The sequence below is a fragment of the Streptomyces sp. NPDC002564 genome (assembly GCF_042889645.1).
Taxonomy (GTDB): Bacteria; Actinomycetota; Actinomycetes; order Streptomycetales; family Streptomycetaceae; genus Streptomyces.
Map to the genome: position 1 here is coordinate 1 of NZ_JBIARE010000003.1, position 14,642 is coordinate 14,642.

General features: G+C 70.5%; 12 protein-coding genes. 5 read left to right on the forward strand and 7 right to left on the reverse strand.

From position 1 onward, the window contains the following. Positions 1–137 precede the first annotated feature (137 nt). On the reverse strand, positions 138–383 hold the full coding sequence (locus tag ACFYXE_RS11580; RefSeq protein WP_361173110.1) for a hypothetical protein: 246 nt from the start codon (positions 381–383) through the stop codon (positions 138–140). Positions 384–470: 87 nt separating this feature from the next. Then, on the reverse strand, positions 471–4,013 hold the full coding sequence (gene dnaE / locus ACFYXE_RS11585; RefSeq protein WP_361173107.1) for a DNA polymerase III subunit alpha: 3,543 nt from the start codon (positions 4,011–4,013) through the stop codon (positions 471–473). Between the two features lie 226 nt (positions 4,014–4,239). Between dnaE and ACFYXE_RS11590 the strand changes: the two genes are divergently transcribed. The 4 genes from ACFYXE_RS11590 (at position 4,240) to ACFYXE_RS11605 (ending at position 8,987) form a co-directional block, all read left to right on the forward strand. Next, positions 4,240–5,568 carry a DUF2252 domain-containing protein gene (locus ACFYXE_RS11590; RefSeq protein ID WP_389311472.1) on the forward strand — a complete coding sequence of 443 codons (1,329 nt, stop codon included), beginning with the start codon at positions 4,240–4,242 and terminating at the stop codon, positions 5,566–5,568. 79 nt (positions 5,569–5,647) lie between these two features. After that, a complete protein-coding gene (locus ACFYXE_RS11595; protein ID WP_389311474.1) occupies positions 5,648–6,334 on the forward strand; it encodes a hypothetical protein in 687 nt (228 codons plus the stop codon). A 42-nt stretch (positions 6,335–6,376) separates the two neighbouring features. Continuing rightward, a complete protein-coding gene (locus ACFYXE_RS11600) occupies positions 6,377–7,195 on the forward strand; it encodes a thioredoxin domain-containing protein (RefSeq protein WP_389311476.1) in 819 nt (272 codons plus the stop codon). A gap of 124 nt (positions 7,196–7,319) precedes the next feature. Then, positions 7,320–8,987, forward strand: coding sequence for an alkaline phosphatase D family protein (locus tag ACFYXE_RS11605; RefSeq protein WP_389311478.1), 1,668 nt, complete (start codon positions 7,320–7,322; stop codon positions 8,985–8,987). Between the two features lie 3 nt (positions 8,988–8,990). Here ACFYXE_RS11605 and ACFYXE_RS11610 read toward each other — a convergent pair whose 3' ends face one another. Next, positions 8,991–9,560, reverse strand: coding sequence for a dienelactone hydrolase family protein (locus tag ACFYXE_RS11610; RefSeq protein ID WP_361173093.1), 570 nt, complete (start codon positions 9,558–9,560; stop codon positions 8,991–8,993). 71 nt (positions 9,561–9,631) lie between these two features. On the opposite strand from ACFYXE_RS11610, the gene ACFYXE_RS11615 reads away from it, so the two are divergent. Beyond that, positions 9,632–10,723 (forward strand): mechanosensitive ion channel family protein, encoded by a 1,092-nt coding sequence (locus tag ACFYXE_RS11615; protein WP_389311481.1) that lies wholly within the window; start codon positions 9,632–9,634, stop codon positions 10,721–10,723. A gap of 49 nt (positions 10,724–10,772) precedes the next feature. On the opposite strand, the gene ACFYXE_RS11620 is transcribed toward ACFYXE_RS11615, so the two are convergent. The 4 genes from ACFYXE_RS11620 to lspA form a co-directional block, all read right to left on the reverse strand. Then, positions 10,773–12,359 (reverse strand): Na+/H+ antiporter, encoded by a 1,587-nt coding sequence (locus ACFYXE_RS11620; RefSeq protein ID WP_389311483.1) that lies wholly within the window; start codon positions 12,357–12,359, stop codon positions 10,773–10,775. A 110-nt stretch (positions 12,360–12,469) separates the two neighbouring features. Next, complete coding sequence (locus tag ACFYXE_RS11625; RefSeq protein WP_389311485.1) at positions 12,470–12,940, reverse strand: GNAT family N-acetyltransferase; 471 nt, start codon at positions 12,938–12,940, stop codon at positions 12,470–12,472. After that, on the reverse strand, positions 12,937–13,878 hold the full coding sequence (locus ACFYXE_RS11630; protein ID WP_361173081.1) for an RluA family pseudouridine synthase: 942 nt from the start codon (positions 13,876–13,878) through the stop codon (positions 12,937–12,939). Before ACFYXE_RS11630 ends, ACFYXE_RS11625 begins: the two co-directional genes overlap by 4 nt. Positions 13,879–13,937: 59 nt before the next feature. Then, the gene (gene lspA / locus ACFYXE_RS11635; protein ID WP_389311487.1) at positions 13,938–14,591 is read right to left on the reverse strand and encodes a signal peptidase II; all 654 of its coding nucleotides are present in this window, start codon (positions 14,589–14,591) and stop codon (positions 13,938–13,940) included. Between the last annotated feature and the right edge of the window lie 51 nt (positions 14,592–14,642).

Genomic DNA, 14,642 nt, shown 5'->3' on the forward strand with positions numbered 1-14,642 from the left:
GTGCTGGGCCGCGCCCGGGCCCCCGGTGTCTGCGGCCCCCCCCCCCCCCCCCCCCCCCCGCCCCCCCCGCCGCCCCCCCCCGCCCCCCCCCCCCCCCCCCCCGGGGCCCGGCCCGCCCCCCCCCCTCATGGCGTGGATCAGTCGGTGAAGCCGTGCCGCTCGTGGGCGACCATGAACGAACTCGGCTTCTCCAGCTCGGACAGGCGCGGCCGGACGACCCTGCGGCCGCCCTGGATCACCGCGTACGCGGCGCGCACGTGCCGCACCCGGTCCGTGAACTCCATCCGCGGGAAGTAGGCCCCGAGCGACCGGCGCGCCACCTCCGGGGACTGGTGCGCCTCACGCATCAGAAAAACGGCCTTGTCGACAGCGGCACCATTCACGGCACTCAACCCTCACACGCGAGAAGAACTAGATGCACTATGCATCTTACTCCCCCGCATGTCCGCTTTGGATAAGTAAGGGAGTGATCAGCCCGCCAGGCAGGACGGGCCGAGCAGCACCTTCAGGTCGCCGAAGAGCGCCGGATCGGGCTTCACCCGGTGCCGGTCGAGCCGCAGCACGGTGGTCTTCTGCGCCCCCTGGAGCTTGATCCGCACCTCGCTGTTGCCGCGGTGGTGGCTGAGCACCTCGCCGAGCCGGGTGATCATCGGCGGGGACACCTTGACCGTCGGGATGGTGATGATCACGGGCGCGTTGGTGCCCGCGTTCGACAGGTCGGGGACCTGCATCTCCATCGCGACCAGACGCGGCACGTCCTCGCGCTTGTCCAGGCGCCCCTTGACGAACACCACGGCGTCCTCGACGAGTTGGGTCGACACCAGCTGGTAGGTCGCCGGGAAGAACATGCACTCGATGGAGCCCGCGAGGTCCTCGACGGTGGCGATCGCCCAGGCGTTGCCCTGCTTGGTCATCTTGCGCTGCAGGCCGGAGATGATGCCGCCGATGGTGACGACCGAGCCGTCGGAGAAGTCGCCGCCGGTCAGCTGCCCGATGCCCGCGTCCGCCTTGTCGGACAGCACGTGCTCCAGGCCGAATAGCGGGTGGTCGGAGACGTACAGACCGAGCATCTCGCGCTCCTGGGCGAGCAGATACGTCTTCTCCCACTCGTCCTCGGAGAACTCCACGTCGAGTCCGAAGCCCGGCTCGTCGCCGCCGGACTCCTCGCCCATCCCGCCGAAGAGGTCGAACTGGCCCTCGGCCTCCTTGCGCTTGACCGCGACCACGTTGTCGATCATCGGTTCGTACTGCGCGGTCAGGCCCTTGCGGGTGTGGTTCATGGTGTCGAACGCGCCCGCCTTGATGAGCGATTCGGTGGTGCGCTTGTTGCAGGCGGTCGCCTCGACCTTGTCGAGGTAGTCGGGGAAGGAGAGGAACTTCCCCTTCGCCTTGCGCGAGCGGATGATCGACTCGACCACGTTCGTACCGACGTTGCGGACGGCCTCCAGGCCGAAGAGGATCACGTCGTCGCCCTGGGCGGCGAAGTTGTGCACGGACTCGTTCACGTTCGGCGGGAGCACCTTGATGCCCATGCGCCGGCACTCGTTCAGGTAGACGGCCGACTTGTCCTTGTCGTCCTTGACCGAGGTCAGCAGCGCGGCCATGTACTCGGCCGGGTAGTTCGCCTTCAGGTAGGCGGTCCAGTAGGTGACCAGGCCGTACGCGGAGGAGTGCGCCTTGTTGAACGCGTAGCCGGCGAAGGGGACCAGGACGTCCCACAGAGCCTGGATCGCCGCGTCCGAGTAGCCGTTCTTCTTCGCGCCCTCCTGGAAGAGGACGAAGTTCTTCGCTAGCTCCTCGGGCTTCTTCTTGCCCATCACGCGGCGCAGGATGTCGGCCTCGCCGAGCGAGTAGCCCGCGATGATCTGCGCGGCCTTCTGCACCTGCTCCTGGTACACGATGAGGCCGTAGGTCAGGCCGAGCGTCTCCTTCAGGGGCTCTTCGAGCTCCGGGTGGATCGGCGTGATCTCCTGGCGGCCGTTCTTGCGCTCGGCGTAGTTCGTGTGCGAGTTCATGCCCATCGGGCCCGGCCGGTACAGGGCCGAGACGGCGGAAATGTCCTCGAAGTTGTCGGGCTGCATCTGGCGCAGCAGCGAGCGCATCGGCCCGCCGTCGAACTGGAAGACGCCGAGCGTGTCACCGCGGCAGAGCAGTTCGAAGGTCTTCGGGTCGTCCAGTTCGAGGGAGAGCATCTCCAGGTCGATGCCCTTGCCGGCCCGCACCATCTTGACGGCGTCGTCCATGATGGTGAGGTTGCGCAGGCCCAGGAAGTCCATCTTGAGCAGGCCGAGCGACTCGCACTGGGGGTAGTCCCACTGCGTGATGGTCACGCCGTCGGTGTGCCGCGTCCAGAGCGGCGCGTGGTCGACGATCGGCTCGCTGGACATGATCACGCCGGCCGCGTGCACACCCATCTGCCGGACCAGGCCCTCGACGCCCTTGGCGGTGTCGATGACCTTCTTCACGTCCGGTTCGTTCTCGTACATCCCCCGGATCTCGCCCGCCTCGCTGTAGCGCGGGTGCTTGGGGTCGGTGATGCCGGACAGGTCGATGCCCTTGCCCAGGACGTCGGCGGGCATGGCCTTGGTGAGGCGGTCGCCCATCGCGTACGGGTAGCCGAGCACGCGCGCGGAGTCCTTGATGGCGTTCTTCGCCTTGATCTTGCCGTAGGTGCCGATCATGGCGACCTTGTCGGCGCCGTACTTCTCCGTCACGTACCTGATCACTTCGACGCGCCTGCGCTCGTCGAAGTCGATGTCGACATCGGGCATGGAGACGCGCTCGGGGTTGAGGAACCGCTCGAAGATCAGTCCGTGCGTGATCGGGTCGAGGTCGGTGATGCCCATGGCGTACGCGACGATCGAACCGGCCGCGGAGCCTCGGCCGGGGCCGACCGCGATGCCGTTGTTCTTGGCCCACATGATGAAGTCGGCGACCACGAGGAAGTACCCCGGGAACCCCATCTGGATGATGATGTCCATCTCGTACTCGGCCTGCTTCTGCCGGTCCTCGGGGACACCGCCCGGGTAGCGGCGCTCCATGCCGACCCGGACCTCCTCCTGGAACCAGGTGACCTCGGTGAAGCCGTCCGGGATGTCGAACTTCGGCATGAGGTCGCGCTTCTCGAACATGCCGGTCGTGTCGATCTGCTCGGCCACCAGGAGCGTGTTGCGGCAGCCCTCCTGCCAGGCGTCCGAGGAGTCGATGGCGTACATCTCGTCCGTGGACTTCAGGTAGTAGCCGGTGCCGTCGAAGCGGAAGCGGTCCGGGTCCGAGAGGTTCTTGCCGGTCTGGATGCAGAGCAGGGCGTCGTGGGCGACGGACTCGTGCGCGTACGTGTAGTGCGAGTCGTTCGTCACCAGGGGCGGGATGCCGAGCTTCTTGCCGATCTCCAGGAGGCCGTCGCGGACCCGGCGCTCGATCTCGATGCCGTGGTCCATCAGCTCCAGGAAGTACCGGTCCTTGCCGAAGATGTCCTGGTACTCGGAGGCGGCCTTCAGCGCCTCGTCGAACTGGCCGAGGCGCAGCCGGGTCTGCAGCTCGCCGGAGGGGCAGCCGGTGGACGCGATCAGGCCCTCCGACCACTGGGAGATGGTCTCCTTGTCCATGCGGGGCCACTTCTGCAGCCAGCCCTCCGCGTACGCGTCGGAGGAGAGCCGGAAGAGGTTGTGCAGGCCCTGCTGGTTCGCCGCCCAGATCGTCTTGTGCGTGTAACCACCCGAACCGGACACGTCGTCGCGCTTCTGGTGCGGCTGGCCCCACTGGATCTTGCGCTTGTTCCGCCGCGACTCGGGGGCGACGTACGCCTCGATGCCGATGATCGGCGTGACCCCCGCCTTCTGCGCCGAGTGGAAGAAGTCGTACGCCCCGTGCAGGTTGCCGTGGTCGGACATCGCGATGTGCGTCATGCCCATCTCGTTGGCCGCGTCGAACATGTCCTTGAGCCGCGCGGCACCGTCGAGCAGGGAGTACTGCGTGTGCACGTGCAGGTGCGTGAAGGGCGGCTTGGTCACGGCGGAAGGCCTCCGGAGAACGCGGGGGAACAGGCTGCGGACAGTCTGGGGGGACAGCGTGGAAGTCTAATCCGCGGGACTGACAGACGACGGGCACTCGGGGGTACGGTCGAGCGTTGGAAGGGGCGGAAGACCTGTCCCACGGGGGCCGGAATCGGCCCCTCCACAGGGACGGACCCGCCGCCCCTCACGTCACGCACCACCCTGTACCAGGAGGCACCCAGCGATGTCGGAACCGCAGCCCACTGCTGAGCAGCGCGGCGAGCAGATCCTCGCCGTCTTCGACACCGCGTTCGGCGAGCTGCTCGCCGCGGACCCCGCCGCGTTCCGGGTGAAGTTCCGGAAGATGGCCTCCTCCGCCTTCGCGTTCTACCGCGGCACGGCCTGCCTGTTCTACGCGGACCTGGAGCGCGAGCAGCACGGCGGACCGTACCTGGACGACCGCACCGGCCGGGTGTGGATCCACGGCGACCTGCACGCGGAGAACTTCGGCACCTACATGGACGCCCAGGGCCGCCTGATCTTCAACGTGAACGACTTCGACGAGGCGTACGTGGGCCCCTTCACCTGGGACCTGAAGCGCTTCGCCGCCTCGGTCGCCCTGATCGGCTACACGAAGGCGCTGGCCGACGAGCAGATCACCGAGCTGGTGCGCACCTTCGCCGCGGCCTACCGCGAGCGGATCCACGACCTGTCGACGGGCGCCAAGAGCGACGAGGTGCCGCCCTTCACCCTGGACACCGCCCAGGGCCCCCTCCTGGACGCGCTGCGCGACGCCCGCTCGCTGACCCGCTTCGGGCTGCTCGACTCGATGACCGAGATCCGCGACTTCGAGCGCCGCTTCGCGCCGGGCGGCGGCTCCATCGAGCTCGACGCGGCCACGCGCTACAAGGTCCTCGCCGCGTTCGACGGCTATCTGGAGACGCTCCCGGAGTCCTCGCTCACCCGCCCCGACTCCTACCGCGTCAAGGACGTCGTGGGCCGGCGCGGCATCGGCATCGGCTCCGCGGGCCTGCCCTCGTACAACATCCTCCTGGAGGGCAACAGCGACGCCCTGGAGAACGACGTCGTGATCTACCTCAAGCAGGCGCAGACCCCGGCCGTCTCCCGGCACATCACGGACCCGGCCGTCCGGGGCTACTTCCAGCACGAGGGCCACCGCACGGTCATCTCCCAGCGCGCCCTGCAGGCGCACGCCGACCCGTGGCTGGGCTGGACCGAGCTGGACGGCGCGGGCCAGCTCGTCGCCGAGGTCTCGCCGTACGCCGTGGACCTGGACTGGTCCGACATCGACGACCTGGACGAGATCTCCTCCGTCGTCGCCGACCTGGGCCGCGCCACGGCCACCATGCACGCCGCCGCGGACGACGAGAGCGGCCACTCGGACCTGGTGCCCTTCTCCACCGAGCGCGCCATCGACGCGGCGATCGCGGCCGACGAGTCGGGCTTCGCCGACCTGCTCGTGGACTTCGCCCACACCTACGGCGCCCGCGCCCGAGCCGACCACCAGATCTTCGTCGACCTCTTCCGCAACGGCCGGATCCCGGGGCTGTGAGGCCACCGAGGCCCTGAAGCGGAACTCATAGGCACCCTTGAGGGACCTCGCACAGGTACCCATGGCACACTCCTCGGCGATGGACATATCCGGGACTCAGCTCAGAGCCGTGCGCGCGGCACTGTTCACGGCGCTCGTCGTGACGCTCTCCGCCGCGTCGCACGTGCTGCTGTCCCGGGCCCCCCTGCCGCTCACCACCGTCGCGGCGATCGCCGCCGCCGTCTTCGTCATCGCCTACGCGACGGCGGGCCGCGAGCGGGGCTACGGGCGGATCGCGACCCTGCTGATCCCCCTGGAGCTGGCCGCCGACACGGTGTTCACCGCGGGCCAGCACGTCTGTTACGGCGAGGCGGGCGGCCCGATCGCGGGCCCGCTGCGCGCCGTCGGCCTCGACGTGCTGTGCGGCGGGGCGCCCCTGGGCACGCCGCTGGCCCGGATGACCGCCGACGGCCACGGCGGCGCCGCCGCCCTGCTCGCCGACGCGGATCCGGGCGCCGCCTGGCTGCTCCTCGCGGCGCACGTGGGCGTGGGCCTCCTCGCGGCCGCCTGGCTGCGGCGCGGCGAGCAGGCGCTGGCCCAGCTGCTGCGCGCGGTCGCCGCGGCCACCTTCCGGCCCCTGCTGATCGCGGTCGCCGCGCTCACCACCTGCCCCCGGCCCGTCCGCCGCCTGCCGCGCCCCGAGCGCCGGGTCCCGGCGGCGCGCACGCGGCTGCTCGTGCACTTCGTGGGGCGGCGTGGACCGCCGTGCTCGGCCTCTCCCGCCTGAGCACAGCACCCCACGCAGTTCACCCACACGGAGAAAAAGATCATGAGCAAGCGCAACAGCCAGGCCGCCAAGTCCGCCGCCCGCGAGCGCATCCGCGCCCAGCAGGAGGCCGAGCGCCGGCGCGAGAAGCGCAAGCGCGGCATCATCGTCGGCGTCTCGATCGTCGGCGTCCTCGCGATAGCCGGCGGCGTGGGCTACGCCGTCATGCAGTCCAACAAGCCCGGTTACTGGGAAGAGGCCAAGGACGCCAAGCTGGTCAAGCCGGCGAACACCTCGGGCACCGACGGCACCACGGTCGTCCTCGGCAAGGAGTCCGCGAAGAAGACCCTCAAGGTCTACGAGGACCCGCGGTGCCCGATCTGCGCCTCGTTCGAGCAGACGGTCGGCCCGACGGTCGAGAAGGACCTGAAGGACGGCAAGTACAAGATCGAGTTCATCGGCGCCACCTTCCTGGACCGCAACCTGCCGGGTGAGGGCTCCCGCAACGCGCTCAGCGCGCTCGGCGCCGCCCTCAACGTGAGCGACGACGCCTTCATGGAGTACAAGAAGGCGCTCTTCTCCGCGAAGAACCACCCCTCGGAGCAGGACGACAAGTTCAAGGACGACGCCTACCTGCAGAAGATCGCGGACCAGGTGCCCGAGCTCAAGAAGAGCAAGACCTTCGCGAAGGACATCAAGGACGGGACCTACGACCGGTGGGCCCTGGAGATGTCGAAGAAGTTCGACGACAACAAGGACGGCGTCGAGGGCACGCCCTCCTTCGTCATGGACGGCAAGCAGCTGACCGGCCCGGGTTCGAAGAACGCGCCCAGCACGGTCGAGGACTACAAGAACGCGATCGACAAGGCCCTGAAGGCCTGATCCGGACGTAACCGGTCGAAGTGACGCACCACGGCGCACGCCGACACGGCCTCCCGTGAAAGAGCGGGCGAACTCATGGAGTTCGCCCGCTCTTTGCTGTTACCGATCAGTATGGTGATCGGCCGTGACCAGTCGATTTCCCGCGGAGATATCCGCCGCTTCCGCCGCGGCCCTGACGCCGCGCCGCCGCACCGTCGTCAAGGCCGCCGCCGCCACCGCCGCCCTCGCCCCGTTCGCCGTGCCGCCCGCGCACGCCGCCGCCGGGCCGGCCTTCCACCACGGCGTCGCCTCCGGGGACCCGCTCCCCGACGGCGTCCTGCTGTGGACCCGCGTGACGCCCACGCCCGACGCCGTGCCGGGCTCCGGCGCCGGGCCCGACACCGAGGTGCGCTGGGAGGTCGCCGAGGACAAGGGCTTCGCCCGGGTCGTCGGGAGCGGCAGCACCACCGCGCGGGCGGCCGCCGACCACACCGTCAAGGCCGACGTAAGGGGCCTGCACCAGGCGACCACCTATTACTTCCGCTTCTCCGTGGGCGACGTCCGCTCCCCCGTGGGACGGACCCGCACCACCCCCGCGCACGACGCGTCCGCCGCCGGGGTCCGCTTCGGCGTGGTGTCCTGCGCCAACTGGGAGGCGGGCCACTTCTCCCCCTACCGCCACCTCGCGGCCCGCACCGACCTCGACGCGGTCCTGCACCTGGGCGACTACATCTACGAGTACCGCAGCGGCGAGTACCCCGCCGCCGAGTACGTCGTACGCCCCCACGAGCCGCGGCACGAGATCACCACGCTCGCCGACTACCGCACCCGGCACGGCGTCCACAAGACCGACCCCGACGCGCAGGCGATGCACGCGGCCCACCCGGTCGTCGCGATCTGGGACGACCACGAGTTCGCCGACAACGCCTGGTCGGGCGGCGCGGTGAACCACACCGCGGGCACCGAGGGCGACTGGGCGGCCCGCATGGCGGCGGCCAAGCAGGCCTACTTCGAGTGGATGCCGGTGCGCCCCTCGACCGCAGGCACCGTCTACCGCCGGGTGCGCTACGGCAAGCTGGCCGACCTGCACCTGCTCGACCTGCGCTCCTTCCGCTCCGAGCAGGCCGGATTCGGCAGCGGCGACGTCGACGACCCGGACCGCACGATCACCGGCCGCGCCCAGCTCGACTGGCTCAAGGCGGGCCTGGCCGCATCCGACGCGGCCTGGAAGCTGGTGGGCACCTCGGTGATGATCTCGCCGGTGGCCTTCGGCTCCCTGCCGGCCCATCTGCTCGAACCGCTGGCGAAGCTGCTCGGCCTGCCCACGGAGGGCCTCGCCATCAACGCCGACCAGTGGGACGGCTACACGGACGACCGCAAGGAGCTCATCGCCCACCTGCGCGAGGGGAAGATCCGCAACACCGTCTTCCTGACCGGCGACATCCACATGGCCTGGGCGAACGACGTGCCGGTCAAGGCGGCCACCTACCCGCTCTCGGCCTCCGCCGCCACGGAGTTCGTGGTCACCTCGGTGAGCTCGGACAACATCGACGACATGCTGCACGTCGCCCCGCACACCGTCTCCCTGGTGGCCGCCGCCGCCCTCAAGGCCGCCAACCGCCACGTGAAGTGGCTGGACATGGACTCGCACGGCTACGGCGTCCTCGACGTCACCGCCGAGCGTTCCCAGATGGACTACTACGTGATCTCCGACCGGCGGGACCCCGCGGCGACCTCGTCCTGGGCCCGCTCCTACCGCACGCTCGACGGCACTCAGAAGGTGGAGCGGGTGTACGCCCCCGTGCGCTCGTAGGAATCAGAGCGTGTCCAGGAACCCCAGCGCCGTGCGCCACGTCGCCCCGGCCGCCTCGGCGTCGTAGTCGTCGAGGTCCGGGTCGGTGTAGAGGTGCCCGGCGCCCGCGTAGCGGTAGATCTCCACGTCGGCGCCCGCCCGGCCCATCTGCAGGTACCAGGCGCTCAGCCAGTCGTCGGACTCGAACGGGTCGGGTTCGGCGACGTGGAGCTGCACCGGAAGGTCGTCCACCGACGCGTTCTCGGCGAGGTCGGAGGTGCCGTGCAGGAGCAGCAGGCCGCGGGCCTTCTCGTCGCCGAGGGCGAGGGTCTGCGCGGTCGCGGCGCCGAGCGCGAATCCGGCGTACACCAGGCCGCGCTCCGAGTAGGGCGCGGCGGCGAGGATGGCCCGCTTCAGGATCTCGTCCTTGCCGAGCTCGTTCTGAAAGGCCCTGCCTTCCTCGACGTCGTCGAAGACGCGGCCCTCGAAGAGGTCGGGGGTCCACACCTCGTGCCCGGCGGCACGCAGCCGGTCGGCCGCCGCGTGCACCGCGGGCCGCAGGCCGTACGTCGAATGGAAAAGCACGATGTTCATGGAGACATCGTGCCATTCGTGACCGGACCTGCCCTCCGGGGCACCACAGGGGTACCCCTACCCTCGGGTCCATGGAGAACGTACTGCGCCCGTTGATCGTGATCGGCGGCTCGGTCGTGCTCACGCTGGCCGTGGGCTGGCTGGCCGACGTACTGCTGCGCCGCACCGACGAACGGCACCACGAGACCCCGCTGTGGGGGCTGCTGCGCCGGTGCCGCATACCGCTCCACCTGGTGCTGTGCGCCGCCCTGCTGCGCGGCTCGTACCACGAGGCCGATCTCACCCGCAGGTACTCCGCGGTCGTCGGGCAGACCCTGACCCTCGTTCTGCTCGGCTCCGCGGCCTGGCTGATCATCCGCATCTCCGCCGCGATCGTCGAGTCGTCCTACGCCCGCTACGCCGCGGCCCACCGCGACCCCGCACGCGTCCGCCGGGTGCGGACGCAGGTGACGCTCATCCAGCGCGTGGTCTCGGCCGTCGTCGGGACCGTGGCCGTCGGCGCGATGCTGCTGACCTTCCCCGCGATGAAGGCGGCGGGCACCTCCCTGCTCGCCTCGGCCGGCATCATCGGCATCGTCGCCGGTGTGGCCGCCCAGTCCACCCTCGGCAACCTCTTCGCGGGCCTGCAGATCGCCTTCGGCGACATGGTGCGCATCGGGGACACCGTCGTCGTGGACGGCGAGTGGGGCACGGTCGAGGAGATCACCCTGACCTTCCTCGCCGTGCGCACCTGGGACGAGCGCCGGATCACCATGCCCGTCTCGTACTTCACCTCGAAGCCCTTCGAGAACTGGTCGCGCGGCGGCGCGCAGATGACCGGCACGGTCTTCTTCCACCTGGACCACTCGGCTCCGGTGCACCAGATGCGCGACAAGCTCAAGGAGATCCTGCGGGACTGCGCGGCCTGGGACGGCAGGGACTGGGGCCTGGCGGTCACCGACACCACGCCGACGACCATGCAGGTGCGCGCCCTGGTCACCGCCAAGGACGCCGACGACATCTGGACGGTGCGCGTGACCGTGCGCGAGCAGCTGATCCAGTGGCTGACCGAGCACCACGCCTACGCGCTGCCGCGGGTCACCACGGCCTGGGCGGAGCCGTCGCAGAACGGCCACCGCCCGCCGTCCTTCTCCAAGGAGATGCCGCGCACCGGCCGCGGCTGACGGACCGCGGTGGACGGGCCCCGGCTGACGGACCGCCGCGGGCCGCCGCTCAGCGCAGGCTGCGGACGTCGAGGTGGTGCAGGATCCGGTCGACGATCTCCGGGTCCGCGCCGGCCTCGCTGCGCGCGGCGAGCACCTCGTGGCGGGCGGCCGACATCATCTCGCGCTGGATGCGCTGGAACGCCTTGAAGCGGTCCACGCGCTTCGCGTACCGCTCGCGCCGCTCGTCGTCGAGCAGGTCGGGGCTGATCCGGGCCCCGATGTCCATCGCGCCGCGCTGCAGCCGCTCGGCGACGTCCTCGGGGAGCTCCTCGACCTCCTCGATCTCCTTGAGGCGCCGCTTGGCGGCCTTGGCGGCGCGCAGCGCCAGCGTGCGCTCCAGCTCCCGCTCGGCGTCGGCGTCGGCGCGCACCCCGAGCTTCTTCACCAGCCAGGGCAGCGTCAGGCCCTGGACGACGAGGGTCGCCATGATGACGCAGAACGCGATGAAGATGATCTCGTCGCGGCCCGGGAACGGAGAGCCGTCGTCCGTCTTGAGCGGCACGGCGAGCGCCAGCGCGACGGAGGCCACCCCGCGCATCCCCGACCACCACATGACGACGGTCTCGCGCACGCTGGTGGGGATCTCCTCGTCCACGTCGCGCCGCTTGTGCAGCCGCTTGGCCAGCCAGCTCGCGGGCAGCAGCCAGAGCAGCCGCACGCCGACGACGACGGCGACGATCGCCGCGCCCCAGCCGAACATCTGCCACTGGTGGCCCTTGGCGATGCCGAAGACGTTGTGCAGCTCCAGACCGATGAGCCCGAAGGCGATGCCGGTGACCAGGGTGTCGACGATCTGCCAGAAGGTCTGACCGGTGATCCGGCCGAGCACGTCGTCGGCGTCGACCGCGTTCTCCGCGAGGTAGAGCGCGGTGGTGAGCACGGCGAGCACGCCGGAGCCGAGCAGTTCCTCGGCCAGCACGTAGCTGACGAACGGCACCAGCAGGGTCAGGCCGGTCTGCAGGGTGGCATCACCGAGCAGCCCCATGAGCTTGTTGGTGAGCCAGCCGAGCACGAGGCCGACGATGACGGCGACCACGCCCGACAGGACGAGCAGGCCCACGGCGGACGGCAGGGAGAACGTTCCGCTCATGGCCGCGGCGATGGCCACGTGGTAGAGCACGATCGCCGTGACGTCGTTGAAGAGCCCCTCGCCCTCCAGGATCGACACGAGCCTGCGCGGCAGCCCGAGCGAGCCCGCGACCGCCGTCGCGGCGACCGGGTCGGGCGGCGCGACGAGCGCCCCCAGGGCCACCGCGGCGGCGATCGGCAGCCCCGGCACGACGGCGTTGGCGACCGCGGCGACCGCCGCCGTCGTCACGAACACCAGGGCCACGGCGAGCAGGAAGATGGGCCGCACGTTCGCCGTGAACTGCCGCCAGGAGGTGCGCTGCACGGAGGCGTAGAGCAGCGGCGGAAGCACCAGCGGAAGGATGTAGTCCGGTGGGATCTCGACGTTGGGCACGAACGGCAGCAGGGCCATGCCGATCCCCGCCAGCGTCATCAGGACCGGCGCGGGCAGCCCGAGCCGGTCTCCCAGTGGCACGGTGACCACGGCACCGAGCAGCAAGATGAGCACCAGCGCCAGTTGATCCACGATGTGCACTCCGGGCGGTCGAGTCTTGGACGATCAAGACCTCAACCCTGCCACGCATTCGTCGCCAACCGGACCAATGCCCCTCGGCGGCGGCTCGCGGCGGGGGCGGGTCAGCCGGCCAGCGACTTGCGCATCGCGCGGTGCGGGATGCCCGCGTCGGGGAATTCCGGTCCGTACGCCTCGTAGCCGAGGCGCTCGTAGAACCCCAGGGCGTGGGTCTGCGCGTGCAGGTCGACGGCGGTCAGGCCACGCGTGCGTGCCGCGTCCTCGATGGCGCGGACCAGCGCGGCCCCCACCCCGAGCCCGCGGGCCGCCTGGGCCACCGCGAGGCGGCCCAGGGCGCCCACCGAGGCGTCCCCGCCGTTCTTCGCGGCCGCGGCGGCGCCGGTCAGGAGCCGGCCGGTGCCCAGCGGCACGCCGTCCGCGCGCACGGCGAGGACGTGCAGCGCCGTGGCGTCGTACGCGTCGTACTCCAGGTCCTCGGGCACCTGCTGCTCGGCCACGAAGACGTCCTTGCGGACGGCGAAGCAGGCGGCCAGGTCGTCCGCGTCCTCGGCGGTCCGGACGGTCACCACCGTCACGAGCTCTCCGCCCGCACCCGGTCCAGCGCCTGCTGGAGGTCGTCGGGGTACTCGCTCGCGAACTCCGCCCACTGCCCGTCGCCCGGGTGCTCGAAGCCGAGCCGGACGGCGTGCAGCCACTGGCGGGTCAGGCCCAGGCGCTTGGCGAGGGTCGGGTCCGCGCCGTATGTCAGGTCGCCGACGCAGGGGTGGCGGTGGGCGGACATGTGGACGCGGATCTGGTGGGTGCGTCCGGTCTCCAGCTTGATGTCGAGCAGCGAGGCCGCCCGGAACGCCTCGATGAGGTCGTAGTGCGTCACGGAGGGCTTGCCCTCGGCCGTGACCGCCCACTTGTAGTCGTGGTGGGGGTGGCGGCCGATGGGGGCGTCGATGGTGCCGCTCATCGGGTCGGGGTGGCCCTGCACCAGCGCGTTGTAGCGCTTGTCGACCGTGCGCTCCTTGAACTGGCGCTTCAGGGAGGTGTACGCCCGCTCGGACTTGGCGACGACCATCAGGCCGGAGGTGCCCACGTCCAGGCGGTGCACGATGCCCTGGCGCTCGGCGGCGCCGGAGGTCGAGATGCGGTATCCGGCGGCGGCGAGGCCGCCGATCACGGTCGTGCCGGTCCAGCCGGGGCTGGGGTGCGCGGCCACGCCGACGGGCTTGACGATCACGACGATGTCGTCGTCGTCATGGACGATCTCCATGCCCTCGACGGGCTCGGCGACGATCTGCACCGGAGCGGGCGCCTGCGGCATCTCCACTTCCAGCCAGGCGCCGCCGTGCACCCGCTCGGACTTGCCGACCACCGAGCCGTCGACCGCGACCTTCCCCGCCGCGGCAAGCTCGGCGGCCTTCGTACGGGAGAACCCGAACATGCGCGAGATGGCGGCGTCGACGCGCTCGCCCTCCAGGCCGTCCGGCACGGGCAGGGTACGGATCTCGGGAAACGTGCTCACCCATTGAGTATGCAGGAGTGCGCCGACACTCCCGCACCACAGGTTCCCGCCCGGACCGCTCAGTCCTTGTGGACGGTGCCGTCCGGGTCCAGGCCGCGGAAGGACAGCAGCACGATCAGGATGCCGCCGCAGACGATCGCCGAGTCCGCGAGGTTGAAGACCGCGAAGCCCTTGGGGGCGATGAAGTCGACCACGGCGCCCTCGAAGACGCCCGGCGAGCGGAACAGGCGGTCGGTGAGGTTGCCCAGCGCGCCGCCGAGCAGCAGGCCGAGCGCGATCGCCCAGGGCAGGCTGTACAGCTTGCGGGCGAGCCGGGCGATCACCACGATGACCGCGGCCGCGATGCACGTGAAGATGATCGTGAAGGCCTCGCCGAAGCCGAAGGCGGCGCCCGCGTTGCGGATGGCCGACAGGCGCAGCCAGTCGCCGATCAGCTCGATCGGCTCGTGGTGCTCCAGCTTCGCGACCACGATCATCTTGCTGATCAGGTCGAGGGCGTACGCGACGACGGCCACCGTGAACAGCACGGCGATCTTGCGCCTGCCCCTGGCCGGCCGCCCGGCCCCGTCCGCGGCGTCACCGGACGTGTCCGCCGTGGCCCCGCCGGACGTGTCCGCCGCCGCCTGCCCGGAGTCCGGACCGGAGTGCTCCGACCCGTCCCCGGCCGCCTCAGGGATGTCCGGCGTACCGATGATGCGCTCCGCCTCTGCCACGTGAGTCCCTCAACCTAGGTACCTGACTGGGGACGAGGGTACGGCACAGGC